At 69.2% G+C, this 20,607-nt stretch carries 20 protein-coding genes; 14 read left to right on the top strand and 6 right to left on the bottom strand.

Translation table 11 applies throughout. From position 1 onward, the window contains the following. The first annotated feature begins 64 nt into the window (after nucleotides 1-64). A complete protein-coding gene (gene sigJ / locus NY1_RS21810; protein WP_067716945.1) occupies nucleotides 65-1,006 on the top strand; it encodes an RNA polymerase sigma factor SigJ in 942 nt (313 codons plus the stop codon). An 81-nt stretch (nucleotides 1,007-1,087) separates the two neighbouring features. Next, nucleotides 1,088-2,269, top strand: coding sequence for an NAD(P)/FAD-dependent oxidoreductase (locus tag NY1_RS21805; RefSeq protein WP_067716418.1), 1,182 nt, complete (start codon nucleotides 1,088-1,090; stop codon nucleotides 2,267-2,269). A gap of 204 nt (nucleotides 2,270-2,473) precedes the next feature. On the opposite strand, the gene NY1_RS21800 is transcribed toward NY1_RS21805, so the two are convergent. Next, on the bottom strand, nucleotides 2,474-3,940 hold the full coding sequence (locus NY1_RS21800) for an MFS transporter (RefSeq protein WP_218028409.1): 1,467 nt from the start codon (nucleotides 3,938-3,940) through the stop codon (nucleotides 2,474-2,476). A gap of 174 nt (nucleotides 3,941-4,114) precedes the next feature. Between NY1_RS21800 and NY1_RS21795 the strand changes: the two genes are divergently transcribed. Then, nucleotides 4,115-4,951: an NAD(P)H-binding protein gene (locus NY1_RS21795; protein ID WP_067716416.1), complete on the top strand. Its 837-nt coding sequence runs from the start codon at nucleotides 4,115-4,117 to the stop codon at nucleotides 4,949-4,951. Between the two features lie 13 nt (nucleotides 4,952-4,964). Here the strand turns inward: NY1_RS21795 and NY1_RS21790 are convergent, their stop codons facing one another. Continuing rightward, entirely contained in the window at nucleotides 4,965-5,330 is a 366-nt protein-coding gene (locus tag NY1_RS21790; RefSeq protein ID WP_067716413.1) for a VOC family protein, read from the bottom strand. 73 nt (nucleotides 5,331-5,403) lie between these two features. Between NY1_RS21790 and NY1_RS21785 the strand changes: the two genes are divergently transcribed. After that, nucleotides 5,404-5,604, top strand: a complete 201-nt coding sequence (locus tag NY1_RS21785) for a hypothetical protein (protein ID WP_067716410.1) — start codon at nucleotides 5,404-5,406, stop codon at nucleotides 5,602-5,604. 13 nt (nucleotides 5,605-5,617) lie between these two features. On the opposite strand, the gene NY1_RS21780 is transcribed toward NY1_RS21785, so the two are convergent. Continuing rightward, on the bottom strand, nucleotides 5,618-6,109 hold the full coding sequence (locus tag NY1_RS21780) for a SixA phosphatase family protein (RefSeq protein ID WP_067716407.1): 492 nt from the start codon (nucleotides 6,107-6,109) through the stop codon (nucleotides 5,618-5,620). A gap of 224 nt (nucleotides 6,110-6,333) precedes the next feature. Here NY1_RS21780 and NY1_RS21775 point away from each other — a divergent pair, with 224 nt between their 5' ends. Then, nucleotides 6,334-8,001, top strand: a complete 1,668-nt coding sequence (locus NY1_RS21775; protein WP_067716404.1) for an FAD-dependent oxidoreductase — start codon at nucleotides 6,334-6,336, stop codon at nucleotides 7,999-8,001. Between the two features lie 57 nt (nucleotides 8,002-8,058). Here the strand turns inward: NY1_RS21775 and NY1_RS21770 are convergent, their stop codons facing one another. Together NY1_RS21770 and NY1_RS21765 are read right to left on the bottom strand one after the other, a co-directional pair. Further along, nucleotides 8,059-8,559: a hypothetical protein gene (locus NY1_RS21770; protein WP_067716402.1), complete on the bottom strand. Its 501-nt coding sequence runs from the start codon at nucleotides 8,557-8,559 to the stop codon at nucleotides 8,059-8,061. A 90-nt stretch (nucleotides 8,560-8,649) separates the two neighbouring features. Continuing rightward, nucleotides 8,650-9,423 carry an acyl-[acyl-carrier-protein] thioesterase gene (locus NY1_RS21765; protein ID WP_067716398.1) on the bottom strand — a complete coding sequence of 258 codons (774 nt, stop codon included), beginning with the start codon at nucleotides 9,421-9,423 and terminating at the stop codon, nucleotides 8,650-8,652. Between the two features lie 182 nt (nucleotides 9,424-9,605). Here NY1_RS21765 and NY1_RS44250 point away from each other — a divergent pair, with 182 nt between their 5' ends. From NY1_RS44250 to NY1_RS21720, 9 genes are all read left to right on the top strand, one after another. Continuing rightward, nucleotides 9,606-11,438, top strand: a complete 1,833-nt coding sequence (locus NY1_RS44250; RefSeq protein WP_067716395.1) for a serine/threonine-protein kinase — start codon at nucleotides 9,606-9,608, stop codon at nucleotides 11,436-11,438. An 84-nt stretch (nucleotides 11,439-11,522) separates the two neighbouring features. After that, nucleotides 11,523-12,497 carry an NADPH:quinone oxidoreductase family protein gene (locus NY1_RS21755; RefSeq protein WP_067716392.1) on the top strand — a complete coding sequence of 325 codons (975 nt, stop codon included), beginning with the start codon at nucleotides 11,523-11,525 and terminating at the stop codon, nucleotides 12,495-12,497. Between the two features lie 83 nt (nucleotides 12,498-12,580). Continuing rightward, nucleotides 12,581-13,693, top strand: coding sequence for a winged helix DNA-binding domain-containing protein (locus NY1_RS21750; RefSeq protein WP_067716390.1), 1,113 nt, complete (start codon nucleotides 12,581-12,583; stop codon nucleotides 13,691-13,693). A 172-nt stretch (nucleotides 13,694-13,865) separates the two neighbouring features. Beyond that, nucleotides 13,866-15,206 (top strand): amidohydrolase family protein, encoded by a 1,341-nt coding sequence (locus tag NY1_RS21745; protein WP_067716387.1) that lies wholly within the window; start codon nucleotides 13,866-13,868, stop codon nucleotides 15,204-15,206. Nucleotides 15,207-15,311: 105 nt separating this feature from the next. Beyond that, the gene (locus NY1_RS21740; RefSeq protein ID WP_084535206.1) at nucleotides 15,312-16,127 is read left to right on the top strand and encodes an ABC transporter ATP-binding protein; all 816 of its coding nucleotides are present in this window, start codon (nucleotides 15,312-15,314) and stop codon (nucleotides 16,125-16,127) included. Continuing rightward, nucleotides 16,124-16,912 (top strand): ABC transporter permease, encoded by a 789-nt coding sequence (locus NY1_RS21735; protein WP_084535205.1) that lies wholly within the window; start codon nucleotides 16,124-16,126, stop codon nucleotides 16,910-16,912. The genes NY1_RS21740 and NY1_RS21735 overlap by 4 nt, the downstream gene beginning before the upstream one ends. 37 nt (nucleotides 16,913-16,949) lie before the next feature. Next, nucleotides 16,950-18,113, top strand: coding sequence for a type 2 periplasmic-binding domain-containing protein (locus NY1_RS21730; protein WP_067716384.1), 1,164 nt, complete (start codon nucleotides 16,950-16,952; stop codon nucleotides 18,111-18,113). A 26-nt stretch (nucleotides 18,114-18,139) separates the two neighbouring features. Continuing rightward, complete coding sequence (locus NY1_RS21725; RefSeq protein ID WP_067716381.1) at nucleotides 18,140-19,129, top strand: isopenicillin N synthase family dioxygenase; 990 nt, start codon at nucleotides 18,140-18,142, stop codon at nucleotides 19,127-19,129. 28 nt (nucleotides 19,130-19,157) lie between these two features. Further along, the gene (locus NY1_RS21720; RefSeq protein WP_067716378.1) at nucleotides 19,158-19,802 is read left to right on the top strand and encodes a GntR family transcriptional regulator; all 645 of its coding nucleotides are present in this window, start codon (nucleotides 19,158-19,160) and stop codon (nucleotides 19,800-19,802) included. 214 nt (nucleotides 19,803-20,016) lie between these two features. Here the strand turns inward: NY1_RS21720 and NY1_RS21715 are convergent, their stop codons facing one another. After that, on the bottom strand, nucleotides 20,017-20,535 hold the full coding sequence (locus tag NY1_RS21715) for an Lrp/AsnC family transcriptional regulator (protein ID WP_067716376.1): 519 nt from the start codon (nucleotides 20,533-20,535) through the stop codon (nucleotides 20,017-20,019). Between the last annotated feature and the right edge of the window lie 72 nt (nucleotides 20,536-20,607).

Raw genomic sequence — 20,607 nt, 5'->3', positions numbered from 1 at the left:
CGAATTCGAAGGTCACACCGGGTGCGGGTGGACGCGCCGGGTGTGCATGGCAGACGATGTCGGCATGTTGCTCACGCGTGAGGCGGATGTGTTCGAAGGCTCCCGGGCCCGCCTGGAGGCGATCGCCTATCGCTTGCTGGGCTCGGCCGGCGATGCTGAGGACGCGGTGCAGGAAACCTACCTGCGCTGGCAGGCCGCCGACCGCGAGTACGTGGAGACGCCCGAGGCGTGGCTGACCAAGGTGCTCACCAACCTGTGCCTCAACCAGCTCACCTCCGCTCGCGCCCGCCGGGAAACCTATGTGGGCGAATGGCTTCCGGAGCCGGTGCTGGCCGGCGGCTCGATGCTGGGCCCGGCCGACACCGTGGAGCAGCGCGAATCGGTGTCCATCGCCATGCTCACGCTGATGGAGCGGCTGACCGCCAAGGAGCGCGTGGTGTACGTGCTCCGCGAGGCGTTCGGCTACTCGCATCAGGAGGTCGCCGAACTGCTCGACATCACCGAGAGCAACTGCCAGCAGGTGTATCGCCGCGCCAAACAGCATCTGTCGATGGAGCGGGCGCGCATCGAGGTCGACCAGGCCGCGGCCCGGCGGATCGTGGAGGAGTTCCTGACCGCCGCGGTCACCGGCCAGACCGACATGCTGGTGCGGCTGCTCACCGACGACGCCTCCATCATCGGCGACGGCGGCGGTTTCATCCCGACGCTGAGCCGGCCGCTGCTGGGCGCGGACCGTATCGCGCGGTTCGTGCGGATGGCTGTCAAGCCGACGAACAGCACCTGGAACAAGCTGGGCGGCAATCCCGCCATGTACGCGGAGATCGTCAACGGCATGCCCGCGCTGGTGCTGGTGCACGCGGACCGGATCGTCGGCATGGTGGTCATGCAGGCCACCACCGACGGCATCGCCGCCATCCACGCGCACGTCAACCCGGAAAAACTGGCCTACGCCAACCGCCAGTGGGCCGCTGCCGAGCACGGGGAACCCCTGCCCGAAATACGGTGACCCATATCACAGTCGGCCGCTGTCAGCATTCGTGACCCTGTCCGGTTCAAGTACCGAACCCACCGAGACAGGAGCACCACCATGAAGCACCGCATCGTCGTCCTGGGCGCCGGATACGCCGGAGCCATCACCGCCGGCCGCCTGGCCAAGCGCCTGCACCGCGACGACGTCGAGATCACCGTCGTCAACGCCGATCCCGATTTCGTCGAGCGGGTCCGCCTGCACCAGGTCGCGACCGGACAGGACCTGCCGGTGCGCCCGCTGCGGAAGCTGTTCGCGGGCACCGGCGTTCAGGTCCGGATCGCCCGGGTGCGCGCGGTCGACGCGGATCGCAAGACCGTCGCGATCGCCGACGAGAACGGCGCCGCGACCCTGGAATACGACACCCTGGTCTACGCCCTGGGCAGCACCGTCGCCGACTTCGGGGTGCCGGGCGTCGCCGAGTACACCCACCACGTGGCGAGCAAGCCGGCCGCGCTGCGCCTGCGGGAGCGCCTGCGCGAACTGGCCGCCGGGGAGACCGTGCTGATCGTCGGCGGCGGCCTGACCAGCATCGAGGCCGCCACCGAGATCGCCGAGGCGCGACCGGATCTGCGGGTCGTGATGGCCGCGCGCGGCGGGGTCGGCGACTGGCTGAACGAGAAGGCGCAGGCGCACCTGCGGGCCGCGTTCGAGCGTTTCGGCATCACCGTGCACGAGGACGCCGATGTCGTCCGCGTCACCGAGGACGGTGTGGTCACCCGGTCGGGTGCGGAGATCCCGGCCCGGATCACGGTCTGGACAGCGGGTTTCGCGGTGCACGAGATCGCGGCCGCCAGCACCCTGACCGTGTCGGACGCCGGCCGGATCGTCGTCGACGCCACCCTGCGGTCGGTCTCGCACCCGGATGTCTACGCCGTCGGCGATGCCGCGCACGCGGCGGGCGTGGGCGGCAAGACGCTGCGCATGGGTTGCGCCACCGCCTCCCCGATGGCGTGGCTGGGCGGTGACGCGATCGCCGCGCGCCTGACCGGCCGCCCGGTTCCGGACGCCCCGATCGGCTACAACAGCCAGTGCATCAGCCTGGGCCGCCACGATGCCATCGTGCAGAAGGTGACCAAGGAGGACGAGCCGACCGCGAAGGTCGACCTCGGCCGCAAGGGCGCCCGCATCAAGGAACTGATCTGCAAGGGCGCCGCCTGGAGCGTCCGCAACCCGACCCTGATGCTGCCGAGCCGCCGGCGCCGCGTGATCGCCGCCCCCGCCCCCGTCACCGCCGCCTGAGCGCGGGTGTGGATTACGCGAAGGTCCGCCACGGCCGGAAAGAGGCTGGGACGGAACGGTATCGGGTAGTGGCAGCCTGCGCACGGGCGTGGAACGCACGCAGGTCCGCCCAGCCGGAACAGGCTGGGCGGACCGGAATGCGATACCAGGGGGCCGGGCTCCGGCGGCCCGGGCGGCCGGGCCGGTGCGGAGCGCGGCAGACGCTCAGTGCGCTTGCGCGGCACCCTGTTTCGGGAGGCCGTACACCACCGCGAAGGACGCCGCGGTGAGCGCGATGGCCACGCCGGTCACCGTTCGCATCGCATCCAGGGCGACCGCCGGGCCGTCACCGAGCGCGAATCCGCTGAAGAACACCGTCCCCAGAATCGCGACCCCGAGCGCTGCCGCGCCCTGCTGGAAGGACTCCAGCAGCCCTGAGGCCGAACCGATCTCGTGGTCGTCGAGTTCGCCGACGATGATCCCGAACAGCGGCACGAAGATCATGCCCATGCCCAGCCCGTACCCCAGCAAGGCCGGAGCCAGCGCGAGCGCACTCGGCGCGGTCGATCCGCCGAACTGGAAGAACAGCGCGATCAGCCCGAGCAGCATGCCCGCCAGCCCCAGGTGCAGCACCTTGCGGCCGAGCTTGGGCGCCAGGCCTGCGCTCACCCCGGAACCGAGGAACGCGCCGATCGCCCAGGGCGCCATGGTCAGACTGGCCCGCAGCGCGCCGTAGCCCAGCCCCAGCTGCAGGAACAGCCCGACGGCCAGCGAGAAACCGCCCACCCCGCCGAAGAACACGGTCACGAAACCGATGCCGGAGGTGTAGGAGCGCTTGGCGAACACACTGGTCTCGATGAGTGCGGCCCGACCGGTCCGGGAGCGGCGCACCTGATCACGGACGAACAGCCCGAGCACCGGAACCGACGCGATCAGCATGGCGACCATCCAGCTCGGCCAACCGGCTTCCCGGCCTTCGACCAGCGGGTACAGCAGCATCCCCATCCCGGCTCCGGCCACGACGGCGCCGCGCAGATCCAGGCTCAGACCCGGCAGCGGAGCCGCGGCGGGCAGTATCCACGCACCCAGCGCCAGCGCCACCACGCCCAGCGGCAGATTCATCAGGAAGATCGACCGCCAGCCGCTGCCGAACAGATCGGCGTCGATGAGCAGCCCGGCCACGATCGGCCCGGCAATGGTGGCCACCCCGATCAGCGGACCGAAAGCCGCGTAGGCCTTACCGAATTCGCGCCCGAACAGATCGCGGATGAGCCCGAAGCACTGCGGCACCATGACCGCCGCGAACAACCCCTGCACCACCCGCCCGGCCAGCAGCAGTTCGATGGATCCGGCCGCGCCGCACAGCAGCGAGGCGATCAGGAAGCCGGTGAGCCCGATCATGAGCACCCGCTTGCGCCCGTACATATCGCCGAGCCGCCCGCCGGTCAGCAGCCCGATGGCCATGGCCAGGGTGTATCCGGCGCTGAGCCACTGCACGGTCGCCGCCGACCCGCCCAGCTCGCCGCGAATGGCCGGCGCGGCCACGTTCACGATGGTGGCGTCCAGCAGGTTGAGCAGGGTCGCGGCCAGAATCGCGACCAGCCCCCACCAGCGCCGCGGCAGCGGACCGGTGGATTCGGTGGTGGTGGCGGGGTTTTCGAGTTGCGTCGGATGTTCGACTGCGATGGTCACTGCTGTCTCCTGAGGCCGGCTGGCGAACCAGAACGGAATGCTTCGTTCCGTTCAAGTGAAACAGAACGAATCATTCCGGTCAACCCGAAAAAATGATTTGGAATAGATCATTCCGTTCTGATACTGTTCGAGTCATGCGACCGACCAGGGTCGCTGATCCGAAGGGAAGAACCCATGTACCTCGTCATCGGCGCCACCGCTCACTTCGGCCGGCAGGCCGTGGACGCCCTGCTCGCCGCGGGCCAGCCGGTGCGCGCTCTGACCCGTCGTCCCGAAGCCGCCGAATTCCCCGCCGGGGTGCAGGTGACCGCGGGCGACCTCACCTCCGAAGACGCGCTGGCCGAGGCGGTTTCGGATGTCGAAGCGATCTTCCTGGTGCTGCCCTACGGCATGGAGGTCGCGCCTTTGCTCGCCGCCGCGCAGCGCGCCGGGGTGCAGCGCATCGTCTTCCTGTCCTCGGGCGCGGTGGTCGACGGCGCGACGGCCCAGCCCGACGTGATCGCGCAGTACCACCGCGATGTGGAAGCCGCGGTCGAAGCGTCCGGCATCGAATGGACCTTCCTGCGCCTGCTGTTCCCGGCCATCAACTCACTGACCTTCGCCATGCAGCTGGCCGGCGGCGATGTCATCCGCGCCGCGTACGGGCAGGCCGAGGCGTCGGTCATCCACGAGGACGATGTGGCCGCGGTGGCCGCGGCCGTACTGCCCGGCGGCCATGCCGGGAAGGTGTACGAGCTCACCGGCCCGCAATCGCTGACCCAGGTGGAACAGGTCGAGATCCTGGGCAAGGCGCTGAACCGCCCGCTCACCTTCGAGGAGCTCGACGACGCCCCGGTGCGGGCGCAGATGGCGCAGTTCATGGACCCGGCGTTCATCAACGCGCTGTTCGACCTGATGGCCGCGACCGTCGGCAAGCCCGCCGCGGTCAATACGGTCGTCGCGGATCTCACCGGGCGCGCGCCGCGCACCTACGCCGCATGGGTCGGCGACCACCTCGCCGACTTCGCCTGAGCGGGTGCGGGATTCAGTACTTCGGCAGCTCCTGGACGGCCCATTTGTTGCCGTCCGGGTCCGCGAAGTAGGTGAACAGGCCCCAGCCCTCGTCCTTGACCGGCGTCGCCTCGACGCCGGCCGCGATGAGCTGCTGGTAGGCCTGTTCCGCGCTGGCCACCACCACCTGCATGCCCTCCACGCTGCCGGGGGCGGCGCTGGTGAGGCCCTTTCCGATGCAGATGGAACAGCCGGAACCGGGCGGGGTCAGCTGGACGAAACGGATGTCCGGGCTGGGGGAGTGGTCGTGGTCGGCATTGAAACCGATCTTGACGTAGAAGTCCTTGGCACGATCGACGTCGGAGACGGGCAGGGCTACGAGTTCGATTTTCCAATCCATGGGTTCGAGAGTGCCACTCGGCGCCGGTCGAAACGGGCGGATCGGAAACAGAATTCGCCCGTACCCTGGGGGCATGGCTAAAGAGATCGACCGCGTCCGGGCCCGCTCGGCCCTGGAATCGGTGAAGGAACAGCCGGTCATCGCGGCAATCGCGGCCCTGCCGGTGCTGGTGATCCTGGGCATCGTCGGCGTGGTGGCGGGGTGGGGCTGGGCCCTGCTGCTGTTGCTGGCGCTGGGCGGCGTCGCGGTGTGGCGCGGGCGGCTGTTGAAGTAACCCGGGAACGGGTTCAGCGGGGCACGTGGAAACGGACCAGTTCGCCCGTGCCCGGGTCGGCGGCTGCCCAGGGGCGGTCGAATTCCAGCACGGCCAGCGCCGAGGTGGGGAATTTGCGGCTCATGTCCTCGGCCGCCGCGGAGTTCCGGTTGGCCGCCAGTTCCCATGCGGTCCAGGGCATTCCGGGGGAGTGGCCGACCAGCAGCAGGGTTTCCACGCTTTCGTCGGCCAGTTGCACCAGTTCGATCAAGGTGTGCGGGGAGGCTTCGTAGATGGCGCTCTCGTAGGTGACGGGCGCGGTGATGCCGGTGGCGGTGAGCGTTTCCCGGGTGCGGGTGGCGGTGGAGCAGAGCACCGCGTCGATCTTCGGCTGGGTCTCGCGCAGCCAGTCCCCGGCGAGTGCGGCTTCGCGTTGCCCGCGCGGGGCGAGCGGGCGTTCATGGTCGGCCACGCCTTCCGGATAGCCGGATTTGCCGTGTCGCATGAGGATCAAGGTCCGCGCCATACCGATACGTTAGGCCGCGATGAGTTGACAGGTGGGGGCCGGTGCCACAATGTTCTACTCCGACGCCGCCGAGAGACGACCCTCACACTCGAGGCACACTGAAGGTGGCGTCACACCGGGGCTCGACCGCGCCGGAACGCCGCCTATATTAGAACGTGTTCTACCGACCCTGCTCGAACCCGAGCTGAGTAGCACCACGCGACTGTTTCGAGGATCTGCGAGATATGGCCTATGTGATCACGCAGCGTTGTTGCAACGACGCCAGCTGCGTACCCGAGTGTCCGGTCGATTGCATTCGTCCCACTCCGGAGCAACGTGAGTTCGCCACCACCGAACAGCTCTACATCGATCCGGACACCTGCATCGACTGTGGCGCTTGCGTCGACGCCTGCCCCGTCGACGCCATCTTCTCCGAGGACGACCTGCTCTCCTCGCTGGCTCGGTTCCGCGACATCAATGCCGCCTACTTCCAGCGGCATCCGCTCGAATCCAACTTCGAGCCCCTCGTCGCCCCGACCCGCGCGCCCAAGGATCTGGGCACCCTGCGGGTCGCCGTCATCGGCGCGGGCCCGGCCGCCTGCTACGCGGCCGAGGAACTGCTGCGCCGCGCCGACGTCGAGGTCGAGCTGTTCGACCGGCTGCCCACGCCCTACGGCCTGGTGCGCGCCGGCGTCGCCCCCGACCACCCGGGCACCAAGTCCGTGGCCTCGCTGTTCGAGTCCGCGTTCCGGCGCGAGGCGCTGCAGTACCGGCTCAATGTCGAGGTGGGCAAGCACATCTCGCACGAGGAGCTGCTGCAGCACCACCACGCGGTGATCTACGCCGTCGGCGCGGCCACCGACCGCAAGCTCGGCGTGCCCGGCGAGGACCTGCCCGGTTCGTACTCCGCCACCGAATTCGTGGCCTGGTACAACGGGCATCCGGACTTCGCCGACCGCGAATTCGATCTCTCGGGCGAGCGGGCCGTCATCGTCGGCAACGGCAATGTGGCCCTCGATGTGGCGCGCGTGCTCACCGTCGCGCCGGACGAACTGGCCAAGACCGATATCGCCGACCACGCCCTGGACGCGCTGCGGCGCAGCAATATCCAGGAGGTGGTGGTGCTAGGCCGCCGCGGACCGCTGCAGGCCGCCTACACCTCGCCGGAATTCCTGGCGCTCGGGCATCTGAAGGGCGTCGACGTCATCGTCGATCCCGTCGACCTGGAACTCGATCCCGCCTCGCAGGCCGAGCTGGACGATGCCGAGGTCGAGCCGTCGCTGCAGCTCAAGTACACCCTCGCGCAGGAGTACGCGGCCGGGACCCGCAACCCGGCCAACAAGCGAATCGTGTTCCGCTACCTGGTTTCCCCCACCGCCATCACCGGCGACGGCAAGGTCCAGGCCCTGGAATACGTGCACAACGATCTCGTCGAGGAGAACGGCGTCACCCGCGCCGTCGCCTCCGACCGGACCGGCGTGCTGGAGACCTCGCTCGTGCTGCGGTCCATCGGCTACAAGGGCGAGCCCGTCGCCGAGGTGCCGTTCGACGAGGCGCGCGGCGTCATCCCGAATGCCAAGGGGCGCGTGCAACTCGACGGCGAGACCGTGCCGGGCGTGTACGTCTCGGGCTGGATCAAGCGCGGCCCGCGCGGCGTCATCGGCTCCAACCGGGTCGATTCGCAGGAGACCGTCGATCAGCTGATCGAGGACTTCAGCACCGGCAAACTGGCCGCGCCGCAAGCCGATCGGGCCGCGCTGGACGCGCTGCTCGCACAGCGGCAGCCGGATCAGGTCGGCCGCGACGGATGGAAGTCCATCGACGCCGCGGAGAAGACCGCGGGCAAGGCCGCCGGGCGTCCGCGCGTGAAGTTCACCAGCCTCGAGGATCTGCTCAAGGCCGCCAAAGGGTAAGGCGTAGCACGGCGAATGGCCCCGTCCCGCTCGGACGGGGCCGTTCGCCCTTCCGGATCAGTTGGCGCGCAGGTTGATCAGCAGACCGTCCTTGGCGCACATGGACGGCACCGCCGGATCGGGCTGCGCATTGCACTGCCAGCCGTCGACCACCATCACATCGCTGTCGCTGATGGTCTGCGCGTATTTCGTGGCCACATTGATGGCCTCCGTGCAGCCGACCCGCCCGGCCGGGGTGCCGACCGCGATCACCGTGCGGGTGCCGCCGCCGGCATCGGTAACCGGCCCGCAATCGGCGTCCGCGATCGGCGCGGTCGATGTCGTGGTCGGCGGCGGCGAGGTGGTGACGGTCGTAATGGGCGCCGGTGACGTGGTGACGGTGGTGGGCGGTGGCGGCACGACAGCGCTGGTCGTGGTGGCGGGCACGGCCGTCGTGGTGGTCGCGGCCGCGGTGGTGGTCTTCGCGGCGTCCTTGGAATCCGAGGATTGACCGCACGCGGTCAGCCCGGCCACCAGCAGCGGCGCGGCGGCCAGCAGGGTGAAATGCGTGAGCCTCATGCTCGGCGAGTCTGCCAGGCAAACTTTCAGCGACGGCCATTTCGCCGGGAATGTCGCGGCGGCAACCGATTCGGCGCCGGCCCCTCGTCCTCAGTTCGGCAGCGGGCCGATGCGGACGGCGGTGGTGGTCACGCCGCCCACCACGAACCACAGGCGCAGCACCGGATGCCCGGTGCGGTCGCCCGGCTCGTACCGGCTGCGCACCGCGATGTGCTGGCGCGCCCACACCGGGGCGATGTATTCGATGACCGCGCGGTGCGGTCCCGCCACCAGCTTCGGGTAATCGACCAGATACTGCTCCACCGCTTGCCAATACGCGGCATTGTTCACGTGGTTGTACTGGTCGATATCGGTGGAGCGCACCGGGAACGGCAGATCGGTGTCGCTCTCCGGCGGGGTCTGATCGGTCAGCCAGGGCCGCCAGCGCAGCCGGTGCTCGTCGGTGGTGCGCGACAGCTGCGCCAGCATGTCGTCGCTGATCCGGGTCGGCATATTGGTGAACTCGTTGATATTGATCCAGAACCCCTCGGTCTCGATCAATCCGCCGTTCTCGCTGGTGATCCGGACCCGCATATTGGTCCACCGGGTGGACATGGCCGAACACCAGCGGGTCAGCCGCACCCGGTCCGGCCAATGGATGGGCCGCACCACGTCCACCACCGTGCGGCGCACGATCCAGGCCGGATCGGAGTTCTCGAAAGCGCCGGAATGCATTTCCTCCCAGGCGATGTCCTGCAGATAGCGGGCCGTGGCGTCGAAACGCAGCCGCTGATAGGGATCCACGTCGCCGGCCCGGACCGGCCACGACGCGGAGAAACCCGAGCCCTCCTGGGGAAGCGGGGCGAGTGGCTGATCGAGTGACACTGGTGCTCCTCGCGCTGCACTGGGTGTGCCGCGTTTCGTGCGGTGCTTGCTGAAACAAGACTTTACGGGGCGTGCGTCACACATACGCGTCGAGTCGGCTGTACTTGTCCCGACCCGTGGAACTCGGCGGTGCCGGGCCGTAGCCTTGCGGGTGGTACGGCGAGCGACGGGGAGGCGGGACGGTGGCCGCAGGTGATCGGGCCGGTGCGCGGTTCGGGCAGTACGAATTGCGGCGGCTGCTCGGTGTCGGCGGCATGGGCGAGGTGTACGAGGCCTATGACACCGTGCGCGACCGGGTGGTGGCGATCAAGCTGCTGGATGTGGAGCTGGCCAAGTCGGCCACCTATGTGGAACGTTTCCGCCGCGAATCCCGGACCGCCGCGCGGCTGCAGGAACCGCATGTCATTCCGGTCCACGACTGGGGCGAAGTGGACGGCGTCCTCTACATCGACATGCGGCTGGTGCGCGGGCGCGACCTCAAGGCGCACCTGCACGAGGACGGGCCGCTGCCGCCCGCCGACGCGGTCTCGGTGGTCGAACAGGTGGCCGCCGCCCTGGACGCCGCCCACGAAACCGGCCTGGTGCACCGCGACATCAAACCCGGCAACATCATCCTCACCGGCGAATTGTTCGCCTACCTGGTCGATTTCGGCATCGCCCACACCGCCTCCGACGCCCAGCTGACCAGCACCGGCAGCACCATCGGCTCCTTCGCCTATATGGCCCCCGAACGTTTCGAACACCACGCCGCCGTCGCCCCCACCTCCGACATCTACGCCCTGGCCTGCGTCCTCTACGAATGCCTCACCGGCACACCTCCTTTCCGCTCCGAGAACAACCTGGGCACCATCCGCGCCCACATGCTCACCCCGCCCCCGCAACCCAGCCGCCACCCCGGCATCCCCCCGGCCTTCGACCACGTCGTAGCCCTCGGCATGGCCAAACACCCCGCCCAGCGCTACGCCTCCGCCGGCCAACTGGCCCGCGCCGCCCGAGCCGCCCTCCAGCACGACTCCGCCGTCACCTCCCCGACCGGCCCCACCATCCCCTACCCACCTGCCGGACAACACAATTCACCCGGCTCCACCGCCTGGTCCGCGCAACCACCCGCCGGCCTGCAGCCGGGCCAGAGCAGCTCCGGCGCGCAGCCACTTGCGAAGCCGAACACGTCAGGTCCTGCCTCCGCAGCTGGGCACCCTTCGGGGCCGATGGACTATCCGCCGCCCGGTGGGCCGGTGTCGGGGGCAGGGGCGCAGGCGGGGCCCGGAGGGTATCCGACGGGCGACTCCGGGGAGTTCGCGCCTGCCGGGAGCGGGTATTCACCGTTGCCGGCGGATCGGCCGCAGGTGCGGGGCGGGTATTCGCCTTTGCCGGAAGGGTATTCGGCGACTCGGGTGGGCGGGGCGGCGGGTTTCACCGGGCCGCGCGAGCATCCTTCCGCGCCGCTGCCGCTGCCGCCGAAGCAGCGCGGGTCCATGCCGGTGCTGGTCGGCGGGCTGATCGTGGTGGTGCTGCTGTTGGGTGGGGTGCTGGGGTGGGTGTTGTTGTCGGGCAACGGGGGTGGCGGGGGGAGTGCCAAGAATTCGGCGGGGTCCGTGGCCGGTAGCGCCGCGCAGGCGGGGGGTGCGACGGCGGGCGGGCAGATGAATACGACCGTGTACGCCACGACGCTCGCGCCGCTGGTGGGGAATGTATCCGGAACGGACGGGCAGGGTTTCGTCGGCGGGCCGCGGTGCAATGGCGACAATCCGGCTGTCGCGTACGGGCGTACGGCGTCGTCACGGGTGCTGATCTGCCGCACCGGCGTCGGGCGCTACTACTACAAGGGCGTGCGGATCAGCGACGGCGCGGGCATCGAACTCGACGATCCCACCTCCGACGGCAGCGGCGGCTGGACCGTCACGAACCCGAAGGACAGCACCCAATACCGGATCACTTCCGACGCGCTCGTCATCACGAAGAAGAACGGCAAGGTCGACAGCAATGAGACGATGATCGAATACGCCCACCGCTGACCAGGTGCAGGCATTGGCAACGGACTGGGCGATCGGTTACGTTCGGCTGGTATCCGCAGGTGGATTGATCGGAGTTGATCGGGAATGCGCGCAGCCGTCGTGAGCAAGCTGGAGGGCCCGGAATCCATCGAGTTGCTGGAGGTTCCCGAGCCTTCGGCATATCCGGGTGGCGTGGTGATCGACGTGCACGCGGCGGGCATCGCCTTCCCGGACGTGCTCATGACCCGCGGGCTCTATCAGATGAAGCCGCAGCTGCCGTTCATCGTGGGCTGTGAGGTGGCGGGCATCGTGCGCGAAGCCCCCGCGGACGCGCACGTGCGGGCCGGCGACCGGGTGGTGGCGCTGACCCTGCTCGGCAATGCCGCCGCCGAAGTCGCGGTCACCCCCGCCAATATGGTGTTCAAGCTCCCGGACAACGTGTCCCTGGAATCCGGTGCGGGCGTGCTGTTCAACGACCTCACCGTGCACTTCTGCCTGCGCAATCGCGGCCGCCTGGCTGAGGGCGAGACGGTGCTGGTGCACGGCGCGGCGGGCGGCATCGGCACCTCCACGCTGCGGATGGCGCAGGCGCTCGGCGCGGGCCGGGTGATCGCGGTGGTCAGCACCGACGAGAAGGCGGAGGTCGCGCGGGCCAACGGGGCCACCGATGTGGTGCTCACCGACGGCTGGCTGGACGCGGTCAAGGAATTGACCGGCGGCCGCGGCGTGGACATCGTGCTCGATCCGGTCGGCGGCGACCGCTTCACCGACAGCATCCGCTCCCTCGCCGGTGGCGGCCGCCTGCTGGTGGTCGGCTTCACCGCCGGTGAGATCCCCACCGTGAAAGTGAACCGCCTGCTGCTCAAGAACGTCGAGGTGGTCGGCGCGGCCTGGGGTGAATGGGTAATGAGCCACCCGGGTTACCTGCAGGAACAGTGGGCCGAGGTGGAACCGCTGCTGGCCAACGGCAAGATCAACCCGCCGGAGCCGGTGCTCTACACCCTCGGCCACACCGCCGAAGCCGTTGCGGCACTGGACCAGCGCACCGCCACCGGCAAGGTCGTCGTCACCATCCGCTGACCCTGCCTAGCGACAGGCTGAAGCCCGCCGACCTGTGATCTCGGGGCGCGACAGTGTCATCCTGGTGCCGTAGCGTCGCGGTCGTGACGCTCTCCACTCGCACGTTGAACCGCACCCTGCTGGCGCGCCAGCATCTGCTGGAACGCTCGACCCTGGACGTCGCGGAGATGTGCGATCACCTGATCGGCTTGCAGGCGCAGGACATGCTGCCGCCGTTCCTCGCCATGTGGAGCCGCACAGCGGATTTCGACCCGGCCACCATCTCGGCCGGGCTCGACGACCGCTCGCTGGTGCGAATCACTTTGATGCGCGGCACCATTCACCTGGTCACGCCGCCGGACGCGCTGCGCATCGCCCCGCACATCCAGCCCGAGCTCGAAAAGATCCCCTTCCGAAAGGGATTCAACTACGGCGCGATGGTCGGGCTGGACCCCGACCAGGTCCGCGCGCACGGTGAAGCCGCGCTCGGCGACGAACCCATGTCCGCCGCGGACCTGCGTGCCCGTGCCGCCGAGCTCTACCCCGACCGCGATGCCGGTGCGGTCTTGCAGACCTGGCTCTATCAGCTCCCGGTCCTGCAGACCCCGCCGCGCGGCCGCTGGCGCGACAGCAGCCGCCCGGTCTGGTCGCGCGTCGAACCCTGGCTCGGCGCGCCCCTGGACCCGGACTATCCCCTCGAAGAACTCCTGCTGCGCTATCTGCGCGCCTTCGGCCCGGCGACCACCATGGACATGCAGACCTGGTCCAAGCTCACCAATCTCAAACCGGCCGTGACCCGCCTCGGCGATCGGGTCCGCACCTACACCGACGAGCGCGGCCGCACCCTCTACGACGCCGCCGACGCCGAACTCGCCGACCCGGATCAGCCCGCCCCCGTACGCCTGCTGGGCTGGTACGACAATGCCGTCCTGTCCCATCAGGACCGCACCCGCATCGTCCCCGACGGCCTGGCCCCGCCCTTGCGCGCCTTCGCCACCCAGCTCTCCCCGATCCTGGTCGACGGCTTCCTGGCCGGCACCTACAAGATCTTCCCCGAACGCGATACCGCCCGCCTGCGCATCACCCCGGGCCGGAAGTGGACGGCGGCCGAACACGCCGACGTGGAAGCCGAAGCCCACGCCCTCCTGAAATTCGCGGAGCCCGAACGCACCCCGAGCGTCGAAATCCTCGAGGTAGGCGCAGACCTCCGCCCCTGAACCAACGCATCCACGCCGTGAAGACGAGTGGGTGCGGGGTGTGAGCCGACCGTAACTTGCGGGAAATGCGGCGGGGCTACGCTTCCCGGCACGGCGCTCATGGCTGCAACGGGCGCGGGGCACCACCGGAAGGCGGTGGGCGAACCAGCCGCATTTCCGAGAGGAATGCCGCATGGTGCGCAATTCGCCCCTGTCCGCCGTCATCGGTTCGGTCACCGTTTACGCCGCCACCCCGGACGGCCCGCGTTGGTTGCCGGGGCAGGACGTGGTCGTCGAGGACGGCCGGATCACCGCGATCAGCTCGGGGGCCGAACGGGATCGCGGGCTGCCGTATACCGACGGCAGCGGCGGACATCTGATTCCCGGGTTCGTGAACACCCACACCCACCTGCAGCAGTCGGTGCTGCGCGGCGCGGGGGAGGGCCTGCCGCTGCTCGAATGGCTGCACTGCGTAGGCGAATTCACCGTTGCGGCGACCGCGGAACAGACCTATCTGGCGGCCCTGGCGGGTGGCCTCGAGCTGCTGCGCAGCGGCGTCACCACGGTGGTGGAGCACATGTGGCCGAACCCCTCGGATGCCGTGCACGCCGCCGCTTTGCGGGCGCTCGGCGAACTCGGCATCCGGGTGATCTTCGGCCGCGGGGTGGCGGACCGGCCCGACCCCTCGCGCAAGTGGGGGATGGATCCGCGTCTGCTGCAACCGCTTCCGGAGGTATTGCAGCATATTTCCGATCTTGACGCGCGCCTGGCCGGTTCCCGCATCACCACCGCGCTCGCGATCCCCAATCCCCGCTGCCTGACCCCGGACGGCATGGCCGCCGTGCGCGAGCACTCCGACCGCACCGGCAAGACCATCTCCATCCACCTGCTGGAGACCGATACCGACGAGGACATGTGCCGATTGCATGCAGCCTGTTCCGCGGTCGACTACCTGGACTGCGGCGGCCTGCTCGGCCCGCGCACCCTCGCCGTGCACTGCTGCCGCCTGGACGAGCGCGGCCGTGCGATCCTCGCCGCGCGCGGAGTCGCGGTGTCCTACAACCCCTTGAGCAATATGCGCCTGGGCAGCGGCGTCGCACCGGTGCCCGAGATGCTGGCCGCCGGCATCGGCGTCGGCCTGGGCGTGGACGGCGCGGCCAGCAACGACACCCAGGACATGCTGCTGGCTCTGCGCATGGGCGCCTACCTGCAAAGAGTCACCCACCGGCGCGCCGACCTGTTCGGCATCGACACCATGCTGCGCCTGGCCACCCGGGGCGCGGGCCGCGCGCTCGGCGATCCGGCCGCCCATGACGGTCTCGCCGTCGGCGACCGCGCAGACCTCACCCTGCTGCGTTTCGACCGGGACTTCGCCTGCCTGCCCGTCCGCGATCCGGGCGCGACCCTGCTGACCACCGCTTCGCCCCGCGTGGTGGACACGGTGTGGGTGGACGGCGACCCCGTGCTGGCCGACGGCCGCAGCACCCGGGTCGACGCCGGCGAGCTGGCGAAGCGCCTGAGTGACATGCAATAACAGTTAATCAGCTGGAAATAGTTCCACGATTGCATGTAATCAGGATCGATAAGACTCGAATCATGCACACGGTGCACGCAATCTGATCGAGAGTAGGTGAGTGCGATGGTCCTGTTGACCGGACCCGACACCGGCACCGCCCCGGTGCGAACCACCCCCGGAACCACCCGCGCCGAACGCCCCGCCGTCTCCTTCGCGGGAATCGGAAAGCGCTACGGCGGCAACACTTCCGACGCGGTCACGGCCCTGGCCGATATCGACCTGGAGATCCGCCCCGGCGAATTCACCGCCGTCGTGGGCCCTTCCGGCTGCGGCAAGTCCACCCTGCTGCGCCTGGCCGCCGGCCTGGACACTCCCACCACGGGAACCGTTGCGGTGGACGCGGATTCGGTCGGCTTCATCTTCCAGGAAGCCACCCTGCTGCCCTGGCGCAAGGTACTGCGCAATGTCGAACTGTGCGCCGAACTGCGCGGCATCGACCGCGCCACCCGCCGCGCCCGCGCCACCCGCGCCCTGGCCGCGGTCGGCCTCGCCGACTTCGCGGGCAAACTCCCCGGCCAGCTCTCCGGCGGCATGCGCATGCGGGTATCCCTCGCCCGCGCACTGGCTTTGGAACCGCGACTCATGCTGCTCGACGAGCCGTTCGGCGCGCTCGACGAGATCACCCGGCTGGATATGCAGGAGGAACTGCTGCGGCTCTACCGCGACAATGCCTTCACCGCGCTGTTCATCACGCATTCGGTGTCGGAAGCGGTCTTCCTGGCCGGGCGGGTGGTGGTCATGTCGGCTCGCCCCGGCCGTATCCACGAGATCATCGATATCGATCTGCCGTACCCGCGCGACCGGGACCTGCGCTACCAACCGGCCTTCAACGACCTGGTGTCCCGGGTTTCCCACGCGTTGAAAGCGGCCTGCTCATGAGCGTTCTCGTCCTGCCCCGCAAGATCGCGGTGCCGCTGCTGTCGACCGGATTGGCGCTGGGTGCGTGGTATCTGGTCTCGCTGGTCCTGCTGGCCCCGGACCGCCGCTTCCTGCTGCCGCCGCCGCACACCGTGTTCGCCGAATCCCTCAGTGATCCGGCGAAATTGGAGACCATGCTGCGGGCGCTGGCCGTCACCGGGCGGATCGCGGTGACCGGCCTGGCCATCGCCGCCGTGCTGGGCATCGCGGTCGGGGTGTTCATGAGCCAGGCCAAGATCTTCGAACGGGTCGTGTACCCGTACGCGGTTGTGCTGCAAGCCATTCCGGTGCTGGCCGTGGTGCCGCTGATCGGCCTGTGGTTCGGTTACGGCCCGGCCGCCCGCACCATCGTGTGCGTGCTCATCGCCGTGCACCCGATCATTGCCATGACCCTGTTCGGCATCCAATCCGTGGACCCCAACCTGCGCGAACTGTTCACCCTGGGCCGCGCGAATCGCCTGCGCCGCCTGGTATCCCTCGAGCTACCGGCTGCGCTGCCGTCCATCATGGCCAGCCTGCGCACCGCCGCCGGACTCTCGGTCACCGGCGCGGTCATCGGCGACATGTTCTTCGCCAAGGGCCAGCCGGGCATCGGCACCCTGCTCGACACCTACCGCGCCCGCCTGCAATCGGAGGATCTGCTGGCCGCGCTGGTGCTGGCCGCCCTGTTCGGCGTCACCGTCTTCGCCGTGTTCACCGCCGCCCAGCGGCTCACCGTCGGCCGCTGGCACGCCTCCGGCCGCTGACGCCCGGCCCGAATTCATCAACACCTGTGGAGAACCCATGCACAACCTGCTGCGCCGTTGCGGCGTGGCCGCGCTGACCGCCCTCGTGGTCACCGTCGCCACCGCCTGCTCCGGCACCGAAACCGACACTCCCGCCGTCGCTCTGGAGCCAGCCGCTCCGGAACAGCAACTCGCCGGCGTCTGCCCGGCTACCGTGACCGTCCAGCTGCAATGGGAACCGGAAACCGATTCCGGGCCGATCTTCGGCCTGCTCGGACCGGGTTACTGGGTGGACGCCGACAACAGCAAGGTCACCGGGCCGCTCGTGGTGGGCGGCAAGGACACCGGCGTGAAGCTGGAGATCCGGGCCGGCGGGCCCGCCATCGGATTCCAGACGGTGCCCTCGCAGATGTACGTCGATCCGTCGATCACGCTGGGGCTCAGTCATTCCGAGCACGCCATCGCCGCTGCGGGCAAGCAGCCGCTGGTCGCCGTGACCACGCTGCTGCGCTACAGCCCGCAGATGCTCATGTGGGACCCCAAGACCCATCCGGACTGGAAGGGCATCGCCGATATCGGTAAATCCGGTGCGTCCGTGGTGGTTTCGAAGGGCCAGCTGTATCCGGACTGGCTGGTGGCGCGCGGCCTGGTGAGCGCCGGGCAGATCGACGCCTCCTACGACAACTCGCCCTCGCGCTTCGTCGCCGACCCGGGTTTCGCGCAGCAGGGCTTCGCCAACTCCGAACCGTACGTCTACCAGCACGAAGTGCGGGCCTGGAACAAGCCGATCGCCTACCAGCTGCTGCGCGACGTCGGATACGAGGGCTATGCCCGCACCGTCAACGTGCGCGCCGACAAGCTGAACGAACTGCGGCCCTGCCTGCAACGCCTGGTGCCCATGATCCAAAGGGCCACAGCCGAATTCCGCGCCGACCCGAGCCATGTGAACGACGTGGTCGTGGACGTCGTCGCCAAATCCCCGAAGTTCACCCCCTACAGTGCGGAGCTGGCGGCCTTCGGTTCCAAGGTCCTCATCGACAACGGCCTGATCGGCGGCGACACCGACGGCGTGATCGGCGGCTTCGATCTGGCCCGCGTGCAGCGGGTGATCGACGAATTCGCGCCCATCCTGCGCCGCGGCGGCTCCGACGTGCCCGCCGGGCTCGCCGCGAAAGACCTCGTCACCACCGAATTCCTGGACCGCACCGTCACCGCCGGGTGAAAACCCCCGAACGACAAGGAAATCCGATGACCACCAGTTACGACCTGTCCGAAGTCGCCCGCGAACAGCGGATGGGCGGCGCCGGTTCGGAAACCGCCCGCGAGATCCGCGTCATCGACCTCACCGATTTCGAGGAGCGGCGCGCCGAGATCACCGAACAGCTCTGGATCGCCGCCACCGAGATCGGGTTCTTCCAGCTGTCCGGGCACGGCATTCCGCAGGAGCGCATCGATGCCGTATTCGGGCGCACCGCGGACTTCTTCGCCCTCGACGAAGCCGTGAAAGCGCAATACCCGCTGGTGAAAGCGAACAACTCCGGATGGGAGAGCCTGAGTCAGGTGCGGCCGTCCATCGGCGTGCCGGACCAGAAGGAGTCCTACCAGATCACCCGGCCGCACATGGACGGGCTGTGGCCGAGCGAGGCCGAACTGCCCGGATTCGTCAGCGCCGTACTGGAATTCGAGCGTGACTGCTGGACCGTGGCCATGCGGGTGCTGTCGTGCTTCGCCGATCGCCTGGGCCTGCCCCGCGATCACTTCACCCGCGCCCACGATCCGGAATCCGCCGAAAATCAATCCACCCTGCGGCTGCTGCACTACTTCGCCGTGCCCGCCGAACTGCGCGACGTCCCCGGGCGCTGGCGGGCCGGTGCGCACACCGACTTCGATTGCCTCACTCTGCTTTTCCAGCGCGACGGGCAGGGCGGGCTGCAGGTCTGCCCCGGCAAGGAGATGGAGAACCAGCAGTGGACCTCCATCACCCCGTCCTCCTCGCTCATCACCTGCAATATCGGCGACATGCTCACCCGCTGGAGCGACGACCTGCTGCCGTCCAACTTCCATCGCGTGCGCAGCCCCGGCGCGGACGAATACCAGGGCGACCGCTACTCCATCGCCTACTTCGCCCAGGCCGACCGCGACGCGATCATCGAAGGACCCCGCGGCGTCTACCCGCCCGTCACCGCCGCCGACTTCCTCACCCAGCGCGTCCAGGCCAACTACCGCCCGCAAGGGTAATTTCGAACAGACCAGGAAGGACCATTCCATGACCGAACCGGACGGCGAGCTGCTCGGGCCGAGCGTGCACCGGCAACTCCGGCAGCTCGTCCTGTCCGGCGAACTGGAACCGGGCGCGCCGCTGAGCGTGCTCGCCCTCTCCGCGCGACTCGGCGTGAGCCGCAGCCCCGTTCGCGAAGCCGTCCAGCAGCTCATCTACGAGGGCCTGGCGGTGAACGTGCCGCACGCCGGCGCCCGCGTGGCCGTGGTGGACGACGCCCAGATCCGCGACGTGCTCGCGGTCCGGGCGGTCCTGGACGGCCTCGCCGCCGCCGGCGCCGCCACCCGCCTCACCGAAGCCGACCTCGGCAAACTCACCACCATGCTGGCCATCCAGGACCAGCACCTGCGCGACAATGCCGACCCGGCCCGCGACGCCGCCCTGGACCTGGAATTCCACACCTTCATCCGCGATCGTTCCGGAAACCGCACCCTCGCAGACGAACTCGCCCGCCTGGAAGCCCAGGCCCACCTCTACCGCGGCGACCTCTGGCAGCACCCCCGCAACCGCACCACCGCCCTCCGCGAACACCGCCGCATCCTCGAAGCCCTCGAATCCGGCCACGCCCCCGACGCCCGCACCGCCGCCGAAGCCCACGTCTGCGGCCTCATCACCCGCATGGACCGCCGCTAGCCGGTGGTCCGGATTCGCCTGCGCCGGCCCGCCCGCCACCCACTTCTTCGTCCGGGTGCCCCGAGCGGTGTCCGCGACCCGCGACCGCGCCTTGGTTCGCGTGCCCCATCGATCTGCGCCGCCACCGGCTCGCTGGTCTGGGTGCCCGAGAGACCGGTGCCGCCCGCCACCCGCTCACTGGGGGGTCGGTGTTATCCCCGAGAGGTGGGATATCTCAGTGCGCGCTGCGGTAGGCGGGGGCCTTGCTGGACCCGGCCGGGGTGAGGGTGCGGAGGAGCGGGAGGGTGCGTTGTGGGACGACCGTCGACAGCACGATCACGCTGTGTGAGCGGGTGACCGCCGTGCTGCGGTCGATGCTCAGCAGCACGCTCTGCAGTCCGGCGTGAGAGTCCGCGCCGATGCGGCACAGCACGTCTCCGGAACCGGTGGTCGCATACGCCTCCAGCACCCCGGGAATCGCCTCGAGATCGGCCGCCACCGCGTCCAGCGCACCCTGCGCGATCTCCAATGTCACGAACGCCTGCACGTCGAAACCCGCTGCGGTGACATCGATCTGGGGGTCGTAGGAAGCGATGACCCCCGCCTCCTCCATGCGCGCGATGCGCGACTGCACCGTCGCCCGCGCGACCCGGGTCCGCCTGGACAGCTCCAGGATCCCCGCCTTCTGGTAGTCGTGCATGGCGGTCAGAATCGCCAGGTCAAGTTCGTCCAGTCTGGCGGGTGTGCGTGCCATGGCGGACCTCCGCTCGCGCTCGATGCTCCTATTCAAATTGTCCAGCACCAGCCGCCTCGAGGTGACGCAATT

The sequence above is a fragment of the Nocardia yamanashiensis NBRC 100130 genome, from assembly GCF_001613325.1.
GTDB lineage: Bacteria > Actinomycetota > Actinomycetes > Mycobacteriales > Mycobacteriaceae > Nocardia > Nocardia yamanashiensis.
This window is presented reverse-complemented; position numbering and strand designations above follow the sequence as displayed.

What these genes read in the sequence shown, in the direction of transcription:
- sigJ (WP_067716945.1), top strand. Translation starts at nt 65, where the DNA reads ATGTTGCTCACGCGTGAGGCGGATGTGTTCGAAGGCTCCCGGGCCCGC.
- NY1_RS21805 (WP_067716418.1), top strand. Translation starts at nt 1,088, where the DNA reads ATGAAGCACCGCATCGTCGTCCTGGGCGCCGGATACGCCGGAGCCATC.
- NY1_RS21795 (WP_067716416.1), top strand. Translation starts at nt 4,115, where the DNA reads ATGTACCTCGTCATCGGCGCCACCGCTCACTTCGGCCGGCAGGCCGTG.
- NY1_RS21790 (WP_067716413.1), bottom strand. Translation starts at nt 5,330, where the DNA reads ATGGATTGGAAAATCGAACTCGTAGCCCTGCCCGTCTCCGACGTCGAT.
- NY1_RS21785 (WP_067716410.1), top strand. Translation starts at nt 5,404, where the DNA reads ATGGCTAAAGAGATCGACCGCGTCCGGGCCCGCTCGGCCCTGGAATCG.
- NY1_RS21780 (WP_067716407.1), bottom strand. Translation starts at nt 6,109, where the DNA reads ATGGCGCGGACCTTGATCCTCATGCGACACGGCAAATCCGGCTATCCG.
- NY1_RS21775 (WP_067716404.1), top strand. Translation starts at nt 6,334, where the DNA reads ATGGCCTATGTGATCACGCAGCGTTGTTGCAACGACGCCAGCTGCGTA.
- NY1_RS21770 (WP_067716402.1), bottom strand. Translation starts at nt 8,559, where the DNA reads ATGAGGCTCACGCATTTCACCCTGCTGGCCGCCGCGCCGCTGCTGGTG.
- NY1_RS21755 (WP_067716392.1), top strand. Translation starts at nt 11,523, where the DNA reads ATGCGCGCAGCCGTCGTGAGCAAGCTGGAGGGCCCGGAATCCATCGAG.
- NY1_RS21745 (WP_067716387.1), top strand. Translation starts at nt 13,866, where the DNA reads ATGGTGCGCAATTCGCCCCTGTCCGCCGTCATCGGTTCGGTCACCGTT.
- NY1_RS21740 (WP_084535206.1), top strand. Translation starts at nt 15,312, where the DNA reads ATGGTCCTGTTGACCGGACCCGACACCGGCACCGCCCCGGTGCGAACC.
- NY1_RS21735 (WP_084535205.1), top strand. Translation starts at nt 16,124, where the DNA reads ATGAGCGTTCTCGTCCTGCCCCGCAAGATCGCGGTGCCGCTGCTGTCG.
- NY1_RS21730 (WP_067716384.1), top strand. Translation starts at nt 16,950, where the DNA reads ATGCACAACCTGCTGCGCCGTTGCGGCGTGGCCGCGCTGACCGCCCTC.
- NY1_RS21725 (WP_067716381.1), top strand. Translation starts at nt 18,140, where the DNA reads ATGACCACCAGTTACGACCTGTCCGAAGTCGCCCGCGAACAGCGGATG.
- NY1_RS21720 (WP_067716378.1), top strand. Translation starts at nt 19,158, where the DNA reads ATGACCGAACCGGACGGCGAGCTGCTCGGGCCGAGCGTGCACCGGCAA.
- NY1_RS21715 (WP_067716376.1), bottom strand. Translation starts at nt 20,535, where the DNA reads ATGGCACGCACACCCGCCAGACTGGACGAACTTGACCTGGCGATTCTG.